Annotated in this window: 15 protein-coding genes; 7 read left to right on the top strand and 8 right to left on the bottom strand. The window is 34.1% G+C overall.

What is annotated here, in order from left to right:
• Positions 1-74: 74 nt before the first annotated feature.
• Positions 75-740, top strand: a complete 666-nt coding sequence (locus tag IPO86_05045) for a polysaccharide deacetylase family protein (protein MBK9727468.1) — start codon at positions 75-77, stop codon at positions 738-740.
• On the opposite strand, the gene IPO86_05040 is transcribed toward IPO86_05045, so the two are convergent.
• Both IPO86_05040 and IPO86_05035 read right to left on the bottom strand, forming a co-directional pair.
• The gene (locus IPO86_05040) at positions 719-1,609 is read right to left on the bottom strand and encodes a glycoside hydrolase family 16 protein (protein ID MBK9727467.1); all 891 of its coding nucleotides are present in this window, start codon (positions 1,607-1,609) and stop codon (positions 719-721) included. The two genes, IPO86_05045 and IPO86_05040, sit on opposite strands and share 22 nt — an antisense overlap.
• 7 nt (positions 1,610-1,616) lie before the next feature.
• The gene (locus IPO86_05035; GenBank protein ID MBK9727466.1) at positions 1,617-2,324 is read right to left on the bottom strand and encodes an SAM-dependent methyltransferase; all 708 of its coding nucleotides are present in this window, start codon (positions 2,322-2,324) and stop codon (positions 1,617-1,619) included.
• Between the two features lie 327 nt (positions 2,325-2,651).
• Here IPO86_05035 and IPO86_05030 point away from each other — a divergent pair, with 327 nt between their 5' ends.
• Positions 2,652-3,413 (top strand): segregation/condensation protein A, encoded by a 762-nt coding sequence (locus IPO86_05030; GenBank protein MBK9727465.1) that lies wholly within the window; start codon positions 2,652-2,654, stop codon positions 3,411-3,413.
• Positions 3,414-3,484: 71 nt separating this feature from the next.
• Here IPO86_05030 and IPO86_05025 read toward each other — a convergent pair whose 3' ends face one another.
• From IPO86_05025 to IPO86_05010, 4 genes are all read right to left on the bottom strand, one after another.
• Positions 3,485-5,704: a hypothetical protein gene (locus tag IPO86_05025; GenBank protein MBK9727464.1), complete on the bottom strand. Its 2,220-nt coding sequence runs from the start codon at positions 5,702-5,704 to the stop codon at positions 3,485-3,487.
• A gap of 32 nt (positions 5,705-5,736) precedes the next feature.
• Positions 5,737-6,843 carry an AAA family ATPase gene (locus IPO86_05020; protein ID MBK9727463.1) on the bottom strand — a complete coding sequence of 369 codons (1,107 nt, stop codon included), beginning with the start codon at positions 6,841-6,843 and terminating at the stop codon, positions 5,737-5,739.
• A 222-nt stretch (positions 6,844-7,065) separates the two neighbouring features.
• Positions 7,066-8,364, bottom strand: a complete 1,299-nt coding sequence (locus tag IPO86_05015) for a hypothetical protein (protein ID MBK9727462.1) — start codon at positions 8,362-8,364, stop codon at positions 7,066-7,068.
• 244 nt (positions 8,365-8,608) lie between these two features.
• The gene (locus IPO86_05010) at positions 8,609-10,015 is read right to left on the bottom strand and encodes a hypothetical protein (GenBank protein MBK9727461.1); all 1,407 of its coding nucleotides are present in this window, start codon (positions 10,013-10,015) and stop codon (positions 8,609-8,611) included.
• Between the two features lie 52 nt (positions 10,016-10,067).
• Between IPO86_05010 and IPO86_05005 the strand changes: the two genes are divergently transcribed.
• From IPO86_05005 to IPO86_04985, 5 genes are all read left to right on the top strand, one after another.
• Entirely contained in the window at positions 10,068-11,582 is a 1,515-nt protein-coding gene (locus tag IPO86_05005; protein MBK9727460.1) for a F0F1 ATP synthase subunit beta, read from the top strand.
• Between the two features lie 3 nt (positions 11,583-11,585).
• The gene (gene atpC, locus IPO86_05000; GenBank protein ID MBK9727459.1) at positions 11,586-11,825 is read left to right on the top strand and encodes an ATP synthase F1 subunit epsilon; all 240 of its coding nucleotides are present in this window, start codon (positions 11,586-11,588) and stop codon (positions 11,823-11,825) included.
• Between the two features lie 269 nt (positions 11,826-12,094).
• A complete protein-coding gene (locus IPO86_04995) occupies positions 12,095-13,915 on the top strand; it encodes a M2 family metallopeptidase (protein ID MBK9727458.1) in 1,821 nt (606 codons plus the stop codon).
• Positions 13,916-14,062: 147 nt separating this feature from the next.
• Positions 14,063-14,959 (top strand): lytic transglycosylase domain-containing protein, encoded by an 897-nt coding sequence (locus IPO86_04990; GenBank protein ID MBK9727457.1) that lies wholly within the window; start codon positions 14,063-14,065, stop codon positions 14,957-14,959.
• A gap of 187 nt (positions 14,960-15,146) precedes the next feature.
• On the top strand, positions 15,147-16,685 hold the full coding sequence (locus tag IPO86_04985) for a GH3 auxin-responsive promoter family protein (protein ID MBK9727456.1): 1,539 nt from the start codon (positions 15,147-15,149) through the stop codon (positions 16,683-16,685).
• Between the two features lie 19 nt (positions 16,686-16,704).
• On the opposite strand, the gene IPO86_04980 is transcribed toward IPO86_04985, so the two are convergent.
• Both IPO86_04980 and IPO86_04975 read right to left on the bottom strand, forming a co-directional pair.
• A complete protein-coding gene (locus IPO86_04980) occupies positions 16,705-18,135 on the bottom strand; it encodes an efflux RND transporter periplasmic adaptor subunit (GenBank protein MBK9727455.1) in 1,431 nt (476 codons plus the stop codon).
• Positions 18,136-18,330: 195 nt separating this feature from the next.
• Positions 18,331-19,755, bottom strand: a complete 1,425-nt coding sequence (locus tag IPO86_04975; GenBank protein ID MBK9727454.1) for a TolC family protein — start codon at positions 19,753-19,755, stop codon at positions 18,331-18,333.
• Positions 19,756-19,773 lie beyond the last annotated feature (18 nt).

The raw sequence follows: 19,773 nt of genomic DNA, 5'->3' as shown, positions 1-19,773 counted from the left end.
ATGAAAATAATGTTAAAAAGTTGGAATCCGTTTTCCATCTTTACACGTAGGTACCTATAAACCTGTGCTTATCCATGTATCTGAGTTTCACTCCTCGGTTTCTTCAGAATATGTTTTCTGATCTGATTTGGCGTGTCGATAGCCAAGAAGCAGATATTTATCTAACTTTTGACGACGGCCCAATACCTGTAGTAACTCCTTGGGTATTAAAGCAATTAGAACAATATCATGCAAAAGCCAGTTTTTTCTGTGTAGGTCAAAATATTGAAAAACACCCGCAAATCTTTAAGCAAATAATAGAAAGTGGCCATAGTATAGGGAGCCATACTTATAACCATTTATCGGGTTGGAAAACAGACAATCTTGTATATCTCAATAATGTTAAAAAAGCAGCAGCGATATCCGGTTCTAAATTATTCAGACCCCCTTATGGTAGACTAAGACCTTCGCAAACAAGACTTTTAAAACATCATTATAAAATTATTATGTGGGATGTTTTGAGTGGTGATTTTGACCCGCATATTAGCGCGGAAGACTGCTTTCAAAATGTACTTAAAAATACAAAACCGGGTTCTATAATTGTATTTCATGATTCTTTAAAATCGGCTGAAAAATTATATGCTGTTTTGCCTCAGGTTTTAGAATACTATACTTTACAGGGCTACACATTTAAAGCACTTGATCATCGAATTTTAAGTCCAGCAACACAGGATTTAGTTTATTCTATGGCAGGTCTTTGATAGATCCTGATATAATCTATTTCTAATGCAGCAGGAAATAAAGAATCCTTTAGTTTCTTCTTACGGCCTGTTCCTTCTATTCCCAATCCGGCAATAATTCTCGCTTTATGTTTTGGATAATTCTCTATGAGGACATAATTTCCTGGTTTAAGGGTACAATTTTTTATTCTCTTTTCTGATTTAATCGATTGATAACCTCCTAAAGTCCTTACTAATTTGTCATTTATAAACCACTTTATAAAATAAGGATCCCATTCAATTGCAAAAACATTAAATTTAGAACTTAAATCTGGCGAACTGTGCCATTCGAGGTCTTGACATTTTTTATCTTTATCATAACAATGATGATAATTAGATTGAAATCTGCGCATTCGATTCCCTTTAATCTCGAAAACATCAATTTCTTCAATTACACCTTCGCCTAAAGTCCAAAACGCAGGCCACAAACCAAGTCCTTTTGGAAGTTTACAACGTATTTCAAATCTACCATATAGGAATCCTTGTTTTGAAAACAAATTTCCAGAAGTATGCTCAAATTCTTTTCCAAACCAAGAAGCTTTTTGTTTTTTCGCCATAATCTTTAGAACTCCATCCTCAAAAACCAGGTTGCTATCTGAAATAAAAAGATCGCCACCGAGTGATCTGCATTGAAGACAGGTATCCATCCCAGTATTAGTATATGGATAATAACTAAACCACTTTGAAACATCTAATTGATTCCCATCAAATTCATCTTGCCAAACTAAATTCCATGTCTGATCATTACAAACAGAATTTTGCTTTGATTTTATTTCCAAAATATTTGCTGATTGTGCAATTACAATTGAATTTATAAAAACAAGAACTAAAATGTATTGAATTGAATTCATAGTTGTTTTATTTGCCCAAAATAAAAATCGCCGGTTGATCAAAATAGATTGTAAAATCTGCCATATTCCAATCCCTAACCCGCTTTGTTTTTATGGATTGAACATCCGTTGTTAACGAACAGGAAATTGATAATTTTAAATCCGCCGGAACATTATGCTTTACTAATTCTAAAACTTGTTTATTTCTATATGGGGTCTCCATAAAAATTTGAGGTATTCCGTATCTTTTCAACTCCTGACTTAGCTGTATTAACTTGCTTCGTAAAATTTCCTTCTTTGCAGGAAGATAACCATGAAAATGAAATTCTTGTCCGCTAAAACCACTGGCCATTAATGCCATTATCATTGAATTTGGTCCTGCATATGGCACTATTTGAACTTGATGTTCGTGTGCTAATTGGACTAATTCAAAACCTGGATCTGCAATGCATGGAAGTCCAGCCTCTGAAACCAATCCCATATTACTTCCAGATAATATTAAATCTATAATACCCTTTTCAAATTCTGGAACTTCCTTTTGTGGATACTCATAAATGGTCAATTCATTTAATGGAACAGGATGCTTAATTTCTTTTAGAAATTGTCTGGCAGTTTTTGCCCGCTCTGCAACAAATATATTTAAACTCCTTGCTGCTTGAATAGATGCATCACATAGTGAGGTGGAATTCCCTCCGCTTAATGGAACCGGAATTAAATGAAGAATACCTTTATTCATGGGACGAAGGTAAGGGAAAAGAAAAATTAAAATTGAAGAATTAAAAATGAAGAATTGTTTTGTATCATAAGCTAATCGCTTCGATGATTGTCTGTTTGCTTTCTTTGAAAAATAGACCTAAAACTTATCAAAAACCAAAATTCAGTGAACTTCATCATAAGAATTTAAAAAAGCCCTCTGCTGAATACATTAAAAGTCAATTAGAATATCTTTTAGACACTCCATCTGGATGAGTTGTTTCGCTCTAAATACCCAAATCAATAAAATGGATGTATTCTTTGAAAGGAAAACCTTTTGCCGTACCTTCGCAGGCCCTTTCGAGTCATTATGAATACATATACAATTAAGCTTCAACAATTTGAAGGTCCTTTTGACCTTCTGTTATTCTTTATTGAAAGGGATGAACTTGAAATTTCTGACATCCCGATTGCCAAAATTACGGAAGATTTTCTTGCATATATTCGTCAAATGGAATCCATGAATCTGGATTTGGCCAGCGAATTTATATTAGTTGCTGCCACCCTCATTAGAATTAAGGCAAAGATGTTACTTCCTCGAAAGGAGTTGGATGAAAATAATCAGGAAATCGATCCCCGTCGTGAGCTCGTTCAAAAATTATTGGAATATAAAGCAATCCGCGAGGTAATTGATGAAATGAGCCTCATGGAGGATGATCGTTATTTTAGAATTCCCCGAGGAAATATTAAAAAAGAATTTGAATCTCTTGCCAGCAAAGCATTAGTAGATGCAGAATGGGAAACTTTGAATTTGTTTAACCTTATGAAGGTTTTTCAAAAAGTCATGATGCGTTTTGCGGAAGGACCTAAAGCAATTGTTCATCAGATCTATAATTATGAATATGAAATTGTTGACGAACAAGAAAAGGTAATTCAGAAAATCAAGAATTACGGGAAAGCAAGTTTTGATATGTTATTTGAAGGATGTGAAAATAGAATTCATGCAATTGTAATTTTTCTTGGAATTCTAGAACTCATCAATCTTCAGCAATTACATCTTTTAAAAGGAGAATCTATGAATACTTTCTGGTTACAAGAAAAGCCTTCTGATGAATCCGGAGAAGAGGAGTAAATTCAATTTTATTCCATTGGTATTCAAAGCACAATAGGTATCATCACAGTAATATAAATAAGATCTGTAAACTAGTTGCTAAGTTTTTCAAGATATTTTTCAATTAAACTTACCCTTCTCAGATCGATAAACAATTCAACTTCCGGTTCCTCTATTTTAATTGTAGTCTGATTTTTTAAAAGCTTAAAAATACGCTGACGCTCGCCAGGTGTAATACTATCCAATGTTCTTCTTAACAATGGCAGATGTTCATTAAAATGAATTTCATCTAATGATTGAATCCAGAAATCCAGACTTCTAAGTATATCAGGATGCATTAAATAAAAAGCAGATTGATTATATAAAAAACCTTCAAACCATTGCGCTGCTTGTGGAATTTCAGAATGTAATGAAAATTGCAAATCAAACGCATGGATAAATTCATCCATTCCAGTCCATTTTCGTTCAAGCATTAAATTCCATATTTTACCTTTTATCAGTTGATGTGCCAAGTCATCTGAAATAATATGCGCCAGTTGTTCCTTCCAAAAACTTGCTAAATCGTGTTGCTTAAATTTATCAAAATACAATTGAATAACGAATAACACCTCCAGGAGCATTTTACTCCTTTTAGCGTCTACAAAATGCACTGCCTCTGGAAAAGCAATTACGATTTTTGAAATTAATGTTTCAAGTACCGATTTAATAAAATCTAAATCCGTTTGATGGATCGCACCATAATCCATTCCCGATAATAATGGACGAATCATCGTACTCAACTGAATAACATCTGCATTTTGCAAAATGATGTTTTCAATTTTAGTTTTTAACAATGGCAAGACTTCATGGAAACCTGATTTTAAAGCGCTATCTAAAAATTGGCCAATTTTGTAAAATTCTATTGGACCATTTAATTTCCGGATCAGATATTTTAATGCCGCCTCTCTCAAACTATTTCCACACAATGCTATTTGTATAAGCTGAATTTCCAATTCTGGTCTCCAATGAAACCACCAGTTTTCATGAAAATTACCAAGTGCATTTACCTCTATCACTTTGGTATTAACCCAATTTAACTCAACCAGCTGGGTAAAATGCAGAAATTGTGAAATCAATAAATGATTCTCTTTTCTTAAGTCAAGGTCTAGGTGTTCCTGATGTCCATCTTTCCAAAATCGAGTCAACCGCAATTTTCTCAATGCTTCATGAAAGCAAATTATAAATGGAAGGGATTGTTTTCCAATTTCTATTTTTCCAGTTACTTCACCACATAAAATATGTTCCCGAATGGTAGCACTATTCTTTAAACTTCCTTTGCCAAAAACACAGTTTGCACTTTCCAATAATTCTTCCAGTCCGGGAAACGGTAAATTCCGTATTAATGCCAGATTTGTTGCAAGCATTTCTGCATCCATTGCAGAAGCTGGACTTAAATCGATACCTTCTTTTCGAAGATAATGAATAGCCTTTACTAAAAATTCAGAACTAGCATTTTGAGCATTATTAAATAATGCTTCGTGCCAAATAGGAGATTGAATGCCTGCACTATATCCATTTTCAAGACTCATGTTTTTATAGGTCCAGGGAATAATGCAAGTTCTTATATTCGTCGATTTTAAGGATTTGAGGGTTTCTTCTTCTGTTCGTTTAAGTTCCTCTTCTATTAGTAACGGACCATGCCATGCGCCACAGATGACAGCAATTTTCTTAAATTTCTTTTGAATTAATTTTCGGAGTTGGATTCGCATAAATTGTTCGCGAATCAATGTTTCCGAATCATCCAATCCAAGACTTTTATGGCGCAATTCGCCCATTAAATTCTGAATAAAATCAAATAGTTTATCATGATCTGTCCATTGTTCAAAGTGAATTTCCCACCATCGCTCACTATCTTTATAACCAGCTTGTTTTGCTAAAAAACCGATAGGATCATGGATCATACTTTTTTGCCTTTTATCTAAATCTGCTTCCGGACTTGCACTAAAATTTGAATGCTGCATTGAAATTCCTGCAGGAAGATCTATTGGAAAAATTGGAATAGTATGCTTTATTGAAAATAAAATCGCTTGGTATTCTGGAGAAAATACAGCCAAAGGAAGATATATTGAATGGTCCGGATTATTCGCATCATAAAAAAGAAAAGCAATTGGAGGCACAATGGTTTGTTCATTTATTAATGGAATTAATTGTTTTGCTTCTTCCGGTAATTCTATTGCTAATACATCGGGTTGAAATTGATCAAGAGCTTGCAGTAATCGTTTCGTTGAACCAGCTCCGTGATGCCGAATTCCAAATATTTTAATCTGTGTCAAAATAGCAATAACAAATGTTGATAGATTATAACTTACAAACGTTTATTAGTATCCAATAATAAATGGTGCATTGCTTCATACCAATCTTTAAATTCTGGTCGCTTTTTTAGAATGGCTTCCGTATATTCTTGTAAAATTAGTTTTTCTTCAGGATCATTTTTAATTACAGAATGTACAAATCCTGATGCAATTTGAGCTGGACCAATTGCTGCATCCGAAAAAAAATGATGTTGAATACGTGCATGATGCACAATAGAAATTGCTTCTGCCGGACTGAGTGTAGCTTTACTTTGCTTAATTTTTTGTTTCTTGTCATGGCTGATACCTTCTCTTAACTCCCGGAACATCCGGACTAGTTTTTCAGTATGCTGATCTTTTAATTTTTCTAAATTTATTTGCATCATTTGTTCCATTTGATGAATTCTTTGTCGCACTATTCGAACTTCATCTTCCAGCGTTTCAGGCAATGGCATTACCAGGGTATTAAATCGTCGTTGCAATGCAGAAGACAGTGGATGAATGCCTTTATCCTGATCATTTGCGGTAGCAATTACATTAAATCCCTGGATCGCTTGCACTTCTTCATTCAATTCTGCAATTGGTAAGGTTTTTTCAGAGAGTATTGTAATTAATGCATCCTGAACTTCCGTTGGTATCCTGGTTAGTTCCTCTATTCGGACTAATTTGCCAGTATTCATAGCTTTCATTACAGGCCCTGGAACCAATGCATCCCGACTCGGCCCTTTTGCAATAAGTTGTGCGTAATTCCATCCGTAACGTAAAGATTCTTCATTTGTACCCGCAGTACCTTGCACTAAAAGTGTAGAGTCCCCACTGATCGCTGCCGCAAGATGTTCTGACATCCAGGTTTTAGCTGTACCAGGAATTCCAATTAATAATAAAGCTCTATCTGACAATAAGGTTGCAATGGCAACTTCTACTAAATTTTTAGACCCGATATACTTTGGTGTGATAAGCGTCCCATCCTCCAATTTGCCACCCATTATATATAACAAAACACTCCAGGGCGATAAATTCCAACTTGCAGGTTTGTCCCGGGTATCTAAATTCTTTAGGGCTTCTAATTCTACAGCATATGCATTTTCTGCATGGGGTCTTAAAATAGCATTTAATGTCATACCCATTTGTTCTACAAAGTTGAAACTATTGAAGAGATTTACAATGATTAAAATTATAAAATATAAAAAAGATTCTCCAAAAATAGCGAAGCTGAAAATTTTAAACCCAAATATAAACTCAATTCTAAAATACTAATGCACTCGTTTAGAGGTCCTTCTGGATATGCTTGAAATCCTAAAAATATCTATTCCTTTGATATAAAATGAAGCTTATTCGTCCATTTATTTGCATTCATTAGTCAATGGAATTTCCGAATGTGGAAGGAGGCTAATTTCTATTTTTTTCCAATCTGAAACAGCTGGATCCCAGGAACCATGATAGGTATCTAAAAGTACTGGAAAATTTTGCCTTTCAATAATTTGCTCTTTGACATCAGTATAACAAGAATTTCCTTTGGCATCCATGGTGAATGTTGAAAAATTCAATAATTTATCCCAAACAATTGCATACTTATTTTTTCCTGGCAAAATATTAATGACTTGCTCATAATTTGCAGTAGCTTTAATTTTTGACCAGGAAATAACACCATCTGGTTTCATTTCCATATACACCAACCCACCATTTTTACCATATCCATCAGCAACGAGTAGTAAATTGCCTGACTCATGAAAACATGCATTCTTAAATGCAAATTCATTTGAGGTAGCATAGATTGAGCTCCAAAGAATAGTTCCGGTTGAATTGGTTTTAATGATAAACAAATCGTGCCCTTTAGATTTTAACAATTCTATTCTTCCTATAAAATACAAATTTCCTGCTTGGTCTTCAAGTACTTTATTAAAAACACAATCACTTGCCTGATCCACTTCAATATGAAACTTATTAGACCAAATAAAGGAACCTTCCTTATTGATCTTATGAAAGCTATTCATCCAATATTTCTTCCTTGTAGAACCATCGATAAATGCACCTTTCTGTTTATAACTTATAATAAACTGGGAATCCCTGGTACAAATAATATCTTGCATAATTTCCATAGCTGACATTCGCTTTGACCATTTACAATTTCCCTCTTTATCAATAAGATGCATAAATCCTAAATAAGCATCATCGGTAGGATTTTTAGAACTTAACAAAATATTTCCTGTAGGATCAACAGCAACATCACCTTGATCGAAGGTTTTATAGATTTCAGATTGGATTGCCCAAACAGGTTTGCCCTCCGGTAAAACCCGCAAGAGGAACTTGCTTTTAGAATCTCCATAAAAACCTGAAAGTATCAATGAATTATCATAGGTCAAGATTCTTTCGAAACGCTCCGCTTGATTTGCTTCCCCATAGGAATAACCATGAAATGTTTTTCCAAAATCATTTGAATATACAAAGAATGCATCTTTATTGACAGCTTGGCTTGGTTTTCCAGAAGTAAATACGGAGGTTTCTCCACAAATATAAAAGTTACCCTTAGCATCAAGCAATGCATCGCTGGTAATACCTTTATTACTGAATGTTGAAGCTTTCTGATCAAATGACACATTTGAACAAGCACAAAATAAAATCAATATGGACAAATATTTCATAATCTCTAGTTTCATGTTGGAAAGTGCAAAATAGTACAGTGAAAATTTATTGGCTATTGGTTGATTCCATCTAAATGCACCGTCGCATTTAGCAAAAGTAGTTTAATAAATTCAATTCCATTTTGCTTTCATAGCGTATTAAGATATTATTAAATTTGCCGACACTATTCGTTTTAATAGATCTTCTAGAAATCGACCTATGCATGTCCGATAAAATGCTAATAGATCCCTTCAAATTAGATTTTTAATTTGACTTCATATTCCGAATTAATTTGCGAAAAGAAATGATCGTATCAAAATGAATCAATTTATTAAAATGTATTTTGCACTCAGAAGGAATACTTATAACATAATTTGAATTTGGATTTAGTTTGTAAGGTAATAATTGCCAAAAAATATCAAAATCATATTTCCGATCTAATGCTAGATTTTTTCGCAAACCAATTATTTTTACTAAAAGTTCATCAGACCAAAAGTGTTTTTCAGAATTTATAAAATGGAGAAATGCTTCAACATCCAGGGCATCTCCTGTTTCATCGATCCACTTTATACATGCCTTCGTAAATTTAATATGATCTAAGCCGCTTGATAACAAGGCTGTTGGAAAGTTTTCATTCAAACGGTTTTGTGCTAGTAAAATATTAAAATACCAATATGAAAAATTAGAATCAGGATAGCTTTTCATTGCATTTAAAAGTGCATTTTCCTGATCATTTTTTTCAATCCAATCTATATATTTTAAGGCTTCTTCCTCATTTTGGATAAGGCTTAATGGGAGTACTTTAATGATTTGCTCAATGGTACATTCCGTTTGTTTAATAGAAAAATTTTCAAATTGAAATTGATCCAGATTGCCCTGAGCAAGTTTAGTTTGAAAATTAGATTTGGTGGTTTTATAAAAAGCAGTTTCAGGCAAGCATAAATTAAGTTTGATCAATTCCAATAAAATGACTTGTTTTTTGGTATCACAGACCGTTCTCAATTCTATAATTTCAGATTCTGTTAATCCATACTTTAGAATCCATAAAGCATTTTGTTTTTCGGTTCCTTTTAAATTTGGAAACTGCAATTTAAAATATTCAAATGCCTCCTTTGGATTCTGCTTTCTAAATTGTTTAAATGCAAATAATTTTTGTTCCTTTTTAGGAAATAAAAACGCTTGCTTTTGAAGATCTCTAGAGAAAATACTAAATTCCGAATAGAAGGGAGCTAAAAACTGACATAATTCACCCAAACTAGGGAGGATCATCTCTGCAAAATCTAAATCTTTGGAGCCCCATTCCAGGAGTTCATAGATACAATTCCCTGGAAAACAAGCTTGTCTCTTTTCCAATACATGAGACCATTCATAGAAAACGCTTTTTTCATTTAAAGCTATTAAGGCCTTTATAAAAAAATGCACTTGAGGCCAATGCCATTGTTCTGGGGCTTCCGGATTAGGTTCCTTTTTTGACTTTATAAAGCTTGCAGCTTTATAAACTAAACCGAGTTCTAGTAATTGGGCTTTTATCGTTTCTCTCTGTTCCTCAGGCACGCCATATAGTAATTCTTCCTTTAAATCTCCTAAAAGTCGGAACTTTAATTCATTTTCAGGAATATTTTCTTGCTCTGGAACTGTCAAGGGATTGTCAATATTTTTGTTTCTACACAAAGATGTACATATCTTTGCGCGTCTTTTTAAAAATACATAGAAAAAATATATCATGGCAAATACAGGTCGCGTATCTCAAATCATCGGTCCGGTGGTGGACGTTAGTTTTTCAGGTGAGAATTCATTCCTACCAGAAATTTATACTGCATTGTGTATCAAGCGTCCAGGTAAAGAAGACTTAATTCTGGAGGTCCAACAACATCTTGGAGAAGATAGTGTGAGGGCAGTAGCAATGGATTCAACAGATGGTTTAGCGAGAGGTACTGAAGTCATTGATTTAAATGAAACGATTTCTATGCCCGTTGGTGAAGATATCAAAGGCAGATTATTTAATGTAGTTGGCCAGGCTATTGATGGCTTAGGCGATGTGTCTATGGCACATAAATATTCCATCCACAAAAAACCACCTACGTACGAAGACTTATCTACAGAAACTGAGGTATTATTTACCGGGATTAAAGTAATTGATTTGATTGAACCTTATTCAAAAGGTGGTAAAATCGGACTTTTTGGAGGTGCAGGAGTTGGAAAAACGGTATTAATCCAGGAGTTAATCAATAACATTGCGAAGGGTTATGGTGGTATTTCCGTATTTGCAGGCGTTGGAGAACGTACCCGGGAAGGAAATGATTTATTAAGAGAGATGATCGAAGCCGGTATTATTAATTACGGGGAAGATTTCAAACATAGTATGGAACAAGGAGGCTGGGATTTGAGCAAAGTCAATATGGAAGGGCTGAAAGAATCCAAAGCTACCTTTATTTTTGGCCAGATGAACGAACCACCAGGAGCCCGTGCCAGAGTTGCTTTATCAGGATTGACGGTAGCAGAATATTTTCGTGATGGAGATTTAAGTGATCCTGCTGGAGGAAAAGATATCTTATTTTTTATTGACAATATCTTCCGTTTCACACAAGCTGGATCAGAAGTATCGGCACTTTTAGGTCGGATGCCTTCTGCTGTAGGTTACCAACCAACACTTGCAACGGAGATGGGTTTAATGCAAGAGCGGATCACCTCAACAAAAAGAGGATCCATCACTTCTGTTCAGGCAGTTTACGTTCCTGCAGATGACTTGACCGACCCAGCACCAGCAACAACTTTTGCCCATTTGGATGCAACCACAGTATTAAGCAGAAAAATTGCAGCTTTAGGAATTTATCCGGCGGTAGATCCATTGGATTCTACTTCCAGAATTTTGGACCCCTTAATTATTGGCGACCATCATTATAATACAGCACAAAAGGTCAAAGGAATTTTACAGAGATATAATGAATTGCTAGATATTATTGCGATTCTTGGAATGGAAGAATTATCTGAAGAAGATAAACTAGTGGTACATAGAGCTCGTAGAGTTCAACGTTTTCTTTCACAACCTTTCCATGTTGCTGAGCAATTTACCGGTATAAAAGGGGTATTTGTTCCAATCGATGAAACGATTCGCGGATTTAACATGATTATGGATGGTGAAGTTGATGAATATCCTGAAGCAGCATTCAATCTTGTAGGAACTATTGATGATGCTATCGCAAAAGGTAAAAAATTAATGGCAGAAGCCAATAACTAAGCCATGAAAGTGTATATTTTAACTCCGGAAAAGACCTTGTACGAAGGGGATGCTAAAACTGTTAAAGTGCCTGGATTACAAGGCCAGTTTGAAATCCTTGATAGACATGCACCCATTGTTTCTGCACTTTCAAAAGGTACTGTAAAACTTACAGATAGCAAAGGAGAGAAACATTCCTTTGAAATCCATAATGGATTTGTAGAAGTCATGAAGAATGAAGTGAATGTTTTGGTGAGAGTATAAGTGTATTTTAGCCAGGATTTAATAGCCAGTTTAAACTGTAATTTTTAAGAATAGAATATTCTTTGAATTTCCTTTAAACAAATACACAACCTAAATCAAAAGGCAGGATCCAGTTCTATAATGCCAGTTTTAAATGAAGCAAAAGCATGGGCGGGTCACTTTAAAAAATGTATTTTTTAATTGAACAGGAGATCTTCATTATTAAAGATCAAACTCCGATTTTGTGAAGTACTGTTTTTCAGTTAATTTTACTGAAATAATTTATGAATATGAAAACTATAATTTCATTCTTTTTAATTAGTATTCTATTTTCTTGCAATCAAAAGCCATTAGAAACAAAAATATCAAAAGCTTCAATTCAAACAGAAGCACAAACATTTCTTGAAGAATACAATCAGGAATATGTAAAATTATATACGACTGCTCAAGATGCTGAGTGGGCTTCTCAAACACATATCGTCGAAGGGGATTCAACAAATTCGATTCGAACGAAAGCGGCTAATGAAGCTTTGGCCAAATTTACGGGAAGTGAAAAGAACATTTCATACTGTAAAAAATTTCTTGGAATTAAAGATTCCCTGGAACCAATACAAGTTTTACAATTGGAAAGCATCCTTTTTTATGCAGGTGACAAACCAGCAATTGCTGCAGAATTAGTAAAACAACGCATTGCAGCAGAAGCAGCACAAACTGAAAAATTATATGGTTATAAGTTTAAAATTAATAATAAAGAAGTAGATCCAAATAAGATTGATGATATCTTAAAAGAAAGTAAAAATTTAAATGAACGATTAAATGCCTGGACTGCATCAAAAGAAATTGGGAAAGAATTAAAACCTGGATTAACAAATCTTAGAGATCTAAGAAATAAAACAGTACAAGCACTTGGCTTTGCTGATTTTTTTAGTTATCAAGTATCAGAATATGGAATGAATGCTGATGAAATGTTGGTTGATTGTAGAAATATGATCCGCGATGCCTGGCCTCTTTATCGGGAATTACATACGTTTGCACGATATGAATATGCTAAAAAATATGGAATTCAGGCTGTTCCTGATTTACTCCCAGCGCATTGGATGCCAAATCGTTGGGGACAAGATTGGTCTTCTCTGGTGAATGTTTCTGGATTTGATTTAGATAAAATTATTAAACAAAAAGGAGATGTTTGGTGCGTCGAACAAGCTGAACGATTCTATGTTAGTTTAGGATTTGACACATTACCAGAAACATTTTATCAAAAATCTGATTTATATGCATTGGCAAATGGTACACCCTATAAAAAAAATACACATGCATCTGCATGGCATATGAATTTAAATCAGGATGTTCGATCTTTAATGAGCATTATCCCAAATGCAGAATGGTATGAAACAACACATCATGAATTAGGACATATTTATTATTATTTAGAATATTCCAAATCAGAAATTCCACCGGTACTTCGAAAAGGTGCAAATCGAGCATATCATGAAGCGATTGGAAGTATGCTGGGACTTGCTGCAATGCAAAAACCATTTCTGGAAAACTTAGGATTGGTGGATGAAAAAACGAAGGTAGATCATACACAACTTCTGTTAAAAGAAGCTTTAAATTACATTGTATTTATTCCATGGAGCGCTGGTGTAATGACACATTTCGAATATGATTTGTACCATCATAATTTGAATCCAGACCAATGGAATAAATCCTGGTGGGATTATGTGCAAAAATATCAAGGTATCGCTGCGCCTTCAACAAGGGATGAAAAGTATTGCGATGCTGCAACAAAAACACATATCAATGATGATGCTGCACAATATTATGACTATGCATTATCGTATGTCTTATTATTTCAAATGCATGATCATATAGCGCGAACTATTTTAAAACAAGAACCACAAGCAACTAATTATTTTGGAAATAAAGAAGTAGGAAAATTTCTACATCATATACTTTCACAAGGTGCAACACAGGATTGGAAAAAACTTTTGAAAGATAATACAGGTGAAGATTTAAATGCAAAAGCAATGTTGCGATATTTTGAACCGTTGATGGTGTATTTAAAGGAAGTAAATAAAGGCAGAAAGTATACATTGCCAGAAACATTATAATATTTAAATATAAAAAATTACTAAAATTTAAAGTGCATTCTATTGCTGTATTTAATTAAGTTTAGATTTTAAAAAGCAACATTTAAGTAATAGAGTATACCTAAGTTTGTATTAATACGTTTAATTTTTATGCGAAAACCGGTTTGGATGAAAGTCTTTTTAGTTTCTTTTGGCATTTGCTTAGGTGCTATGGCTGTTTTTGTATTAAATTTTTCAGGAGACCTTCCCTTTAATAATCGTTATGACCCTCTACCACAAACCATACATGCTGTAAAGCTTGCAGACTCGTATGATTTTGCAGGAGAAGCCATCCCAATGGATTATTTTGATATTACGGAACGATTAGAAAGGGAACTCTTGTTAAATACATATCAACATAGCAGCACAATATTGCATCTCAAACTCGCGATGCGTTTTTTCCCATTGTTTGAAAAAGTATTTAAAGAACAAGGGGTACCAGATGATATGAAATATCTTGCGGTTGCTGAAAGTTCCTTAAGAAATGCTGTATCCTCGGCTGGTGCTAAAGGGATGTGGCAATTTAAAGAAGAAGCTGCAAAGGAATTAGATTTGGATATTAATGCTTTTGTTGACGAACGAAATAATCCTGAAAAAGCTACTTTGGCTGCTTGTAAATATCTCAAAAAACAAAAAGAACGATTTGGAAACTGGACACTTGCTGCCGCAGCCTATAATATGGGCCCAACCGCTTTACAACGCGCTCTGAATGAACAAAAAGAAACAAATTATTTCGACCTTAACTTAAGTGAAGAAACAAACCGTTATGTTTTTCGCATAATCGCGATTAAGGAGATTATGAAAAATCCAGAAAAATTTGGCTTCTATATTCGAAAAAATGAGTTTTATTCAGAATTAAACAACTATAAAACCCTTGAAATTGATACATCCATAAGCAATCTTGCAGATTTTGCTCACCAACAAAATATTACCTACCGGCAGTTAAAATTATTTAATCCCTGGCTTTTAAAATCAGAATTAATCGTTCCAGTTGGAAAAAAGTATATAATTAAAATCCCAAAATAAGAGCGGACATTTAAATTAACTCATATTAAAAATAAATTTAATATTTATCTTATTAATAAAGAGACAATTAAGCTAAAATTTATAATAAAGTTTTGTTGATTTTCCTGGAATCTTTTAATCTACTCCAGATCCTCATCCTATCTGTGTTCATATTTGTTATTTTTGCTTTCGAAGCCATTTCAATAATATGAACAAGTTGTTTAATTCTTTATGGAGTCAATATCTCAAAATTCATCGTGCACAGATGGAGCAATTCATCAATTATCCCATTGAAAGCCAACAAAAAGAGTTACAAAAAATAATCAAAACAGCTAAAGACACAGAATGGGGTAAAAGATACGGTTTTAGTAGTTTTAAAAAAACTCAAAATTGGAATCAAATGCTTCCTTTGCAGGATTACGAAAGTATTAAATCTGATATTCATCGAATGATGAAAGGCGCACAAGATGTACTTTGGCCTGGAAGAGTACGCTATTTTGCTAAATCATCTGGTACAACAAGTGATAAAAGTAAATACATTCCGGTTACAGACGTAAATCACAAGAATTGTCATAGTAAAGGAGGCTGGAGGTTACTCACCTGCATTTATGATAATGTGGCAGATCCGAGAATTATTGAAGGGAAAAGTATTTTATTAGCGGGTAGTTCTTCCTGTGATTTAAAAGAATTCCCAGGTAGTATTGTAGGAGATGTTTCTGCAATAATCTACCAACAGATCAACCCAATTGTAGTAAATCGTTTATATCCAAACAAGGATATTGCCCTACTGCCAGATTTTGAAAAAAAATTAGATATTATAGCTAAAGAAAGTGTGTCTGCAGATATTCGTATGGTTGCAGGTACACCAACATGGGCTGTTGTATTATTCAAGAAAATATTGGAAAGTACAGGCAAACAAAATATCCTGGAAATTTGGCCTAAGATGCAGGTATTTGTTCATGGAGCTGTGAGTTTTGTACCCTACAGACAGCCTTTTAAAGATTTTTTTCCATCTTCTGATTTTAGTTACATCGAAACCTACAATGCTTCCGAAGGATATTTTGCAGTGCAATCGGACAAGTCTTCAAATGACATGTTGCTGCTTTTGGATAACGGTGTTTTTTATGAGTTTATTCCGATGGAAGAATGGGATAAGGAAAATCCAAAAACGATTTCCTTAGAAGACGTTGAAGTAGATAAAAATTATGCTCTGGTGATCACAACCAATTCTGGATTATATAGATATCAAATTGGAGATACTGTTAAGTTTACATCTACGTTTCCATTTAAAATTCTTATAACAGGTAGAACAAAACAATTTATAAATGTTTTTGGAGAAGAAGTAATGGTCTCAAATACAGATGCTGCACTTTCAAAAACCTGTTTGGAATTTGGCGTAAAAGTGATAGATTATACAGTAGCTCCCATATTTTTAACAGCATCTGGAAAAGGTGGTCATGAATGGATCATTGAGTTTAATGAAAACCCTTCAGACCCAAATAAATTTGCAGAAATACTTGACGAAAATCTTAAAAAAGTAAATTCTGATTACGAAGCAAAACGATATAATGATCTTGCTCTAGAGCGCTTAAAATTAAATATTGCTGCGCCTTCTACATTCTTTAATTGGATGAAATCCCGAAATAAAATTGGTGCACAACAAAAAGTTCCAAGATTAGCAAACCACAGGGAATATCTTGAAGATTTGAAAAAAATGATATCAAGTAAGGATGCAGTCTCTAACTAATTTCTAAAAAAATTTAGATTTATTCTTCCGTTTTCTTTTTCTCTTCTTTGCTTTCAACTTTTTTATGCACCTTGCTTCCATTCTTTAATTTTCTCGACAATGCTACATAGGGTCCAGTCACAACGACATCACCTAAATTGACACCACTTTTAATTTCTATATAATTTTCATCCTGTATTCCAGTTAATACATCAACCCGCGAAACCGTATCACCTCGCATAATAAATAAAGCTTCCTTGAATTGATTCTCCTCTATTTTGGCTTTGTCTTCTTGTTTAGCGACATTTTGAGATTTATTTTCTGCATCTAATTTTTCTTGTTTTTTTCTTGCTTCTTCATTTGGATCATAGGCGATTACACATTGAATGGGTACGCTTAAAGCTTTTTCAACCCGATTGGTTTTAACTTCAACTGTTGCTGACATTCCGGGCCTGAAAGGTGCTTGATTTTTCAGTAAAATGTCCTGATAGGATGCTTTATCAATCCGAACTTTGACGATAAACTTAGTTACCTGATCTGTCGATAAGTTATTACCAGCTATCGAACTGATATTCGCTGCGCTATTTGCAACTTCTGTGACATTTCCTTTAAATTTTTTATTCTGATATGCATCGACTTCAATATCTGCTTCATCTCCAGTTTTTACATTTACGATGTCATTTTCACTAACTTCTACTTGCACCTCCATAGCATGAAGATCCGCTATTCGCATTAATTCAGTGCCACTCATTTGCATCGTTCCAACAACGCGCTCTCCTTTTTCAACATTTAATTTAGAAACAATTCCTGTTGCAGGTGCTTTGATAATGGTACGACCCAAATTAGTTCTCTGTTCTTTCAATAAGGCTTCAGCATCCATCACCTGATATCCTGCTGACTCCGTATTTTTCATTGCTGTGCTAACACTGGTTTCAGAAGAACGATATGCAGCTTCAAGATTTTTTACAGAAATTTCAGAAGCTTCCAAATCTACTTGGGAAACAATTCCATCCTTATATAATTGCTGATTGCGCTGATACATTTTTTTTGCATTCTCATACTGCAATTTTGCCTGCGCCAATTGTTGTTTTGCATTCTCAATTGAATTTCCGGATGCCTTTGCTTGAGTGCGTGCTACATTGACACCTGCAGTAGTTCGTTCAACCGCTGAGGTATAAGCATCTGCATTTACTTTAGCTAAAATTTGACCTAGCTTCACACTATCTCCCTCCTTAACATAGAGTTCTACAATTTCTCCAGAAACATCTGAAGAAATTCTAATTTCTGTTTCCGGAAATATTTTACCACTTGCTGAAACAGTCTCTATAAGATCTCTGCTTTGGACCATTTCAATATTAACTTCCGCTCCTTTTGGTTTGCTTTTTGCCTTAAATATAGCAGCAATAACGAGTATTGGGATTAGTACAATTACCAACCACCACCACCACCTTAATTTTGATTTTTGACTCATATGAATATCGTAATTTTTGGTACCCGTTTTAGATTCAAGGCCAACTATTTTAAAATATGTTACAAATTAATTTTATATACTATACATTTTCTACATCTGCCATGGAACATAAATTTTTCAATGGACTGTTTCTACTTCCTTTAAACACCTGAATGAATGTTTCTATCATACAATGATCCTACAATCTATTTAGCATTATAAGCGAATCTGTTTTCCAGCATAATAATCCAATACTTTTTGTTTAAATACCAAATCATATTTTGAAATAATTAAAGCTGTTTCTGCATTTTGCATATTTGTTTGTGTTTGATTTAATTCAAATGTATTTGCTGCTCCGATATCAAATCTTTTTTGCGTTTTTTCATAAGATGATTTTGATGCATCATATGCCTTTTGTGAAGCTTCAAACTCTTTTCTCGCTGCACTTACATTAGCAATCGCCTGATAAATATTCTGATTTAAATTTTCTTCCTCAATTTGAACCCTCAGTTCATTTTGTTTAGTTGTTAATTTGGCTCGTTGAACATTTGCCTTTGTAGCATAGTTTTTATAAATGGGTATGTTGATCGTAAGTCCGGCGCCATATCCTAAAAACTGATCAAATTGCGTTGCAAAGGGTACTACTTCTGTAGATTTTACAAGCAGGTATTCTTGTTCAAATTTGGCTGGGTTTCCGTCAATAAAAACGCCTGGAACTAATACTTTTGAAAGTGCATATTCCGCAGGTCTGATAGCGGCATTTGAAAATCTCGAACCGATACTTCCACTTAAATAGATAGAAGGAAAATAAATGGCTCTTGCTAATTTCTCACCTACTATTGCAGATTTCAATCGAATTTTTGAAGCGATTAATCCAGGAAGCGTTTTACTTGCATTCTCGTATAAAGTTTCATAAGTATAGCTATTCAATTGAATCGAATTTAATTGCTCCTGTGTAAGTTTTTCTAATGAAATGATTCCTGCCGGATCTAATCGCATTGCTTGTTTTAAGCTAAGCCATGCAAGGTTTAATGAATTTTCTGCAACGACAAAAGATTGTTCAGCTCTTGCCAATTGAGATTTAATTTCAATTGCATCCGCTTCTGGCTTCATACCATTCCGGATCAATTTTTGAATTTGAACTAATTGCAATTTTACACTTTCAACAGTTTTAGATGCAATGTCTAATCGCTCTTGTGACAACAACACATTCAGATAGTACGTAGCAATTGCTAAACCCAGATCATTTTGAGCTTGTTGGAGTTCCTTTTCACTTGCTTGATAATCTAATTTAGTTTGTTTTATTGAATTTCGGACGAATCCAGCTTGGAACAACACAACTCCTGATGACAGGGAGTAGTTGGTATATACTATATTTTCCGTGGTGAAACTATTCGTAGTTGGATCAATACCTCTACCAAAATTAATACCTCCACCTAAACTTCCACCAAGATCGGGAAGTCTTTTATGTTTGCTTTCTACAACATTGATTGCTGCCAGGTCAACTGTCAACTTGGTTTGTTGAAGGCTCACATTGTTTTTTATGGCATGATCAATACAACTGGCCAAACTCCATTGCTCCTGAGCATGTAAAACGGAACAGAATAATAGGATCCATAAATTCTCACGAAATACATTCATAATAATTAAAAATGATTA

It is taken from the genome of Saprospiraceae bacterium (assembly GCA_016717265.1).
Taxonomy (GTDB): domain Bacteria; phylum Bacteroidota; class Bacteroidia; order Chitinophagales; family Saprospiraceae; genus Vicinibacter.
This window is presented reverse-complemented; position numbering and strand designations above follow the sequence as displayed.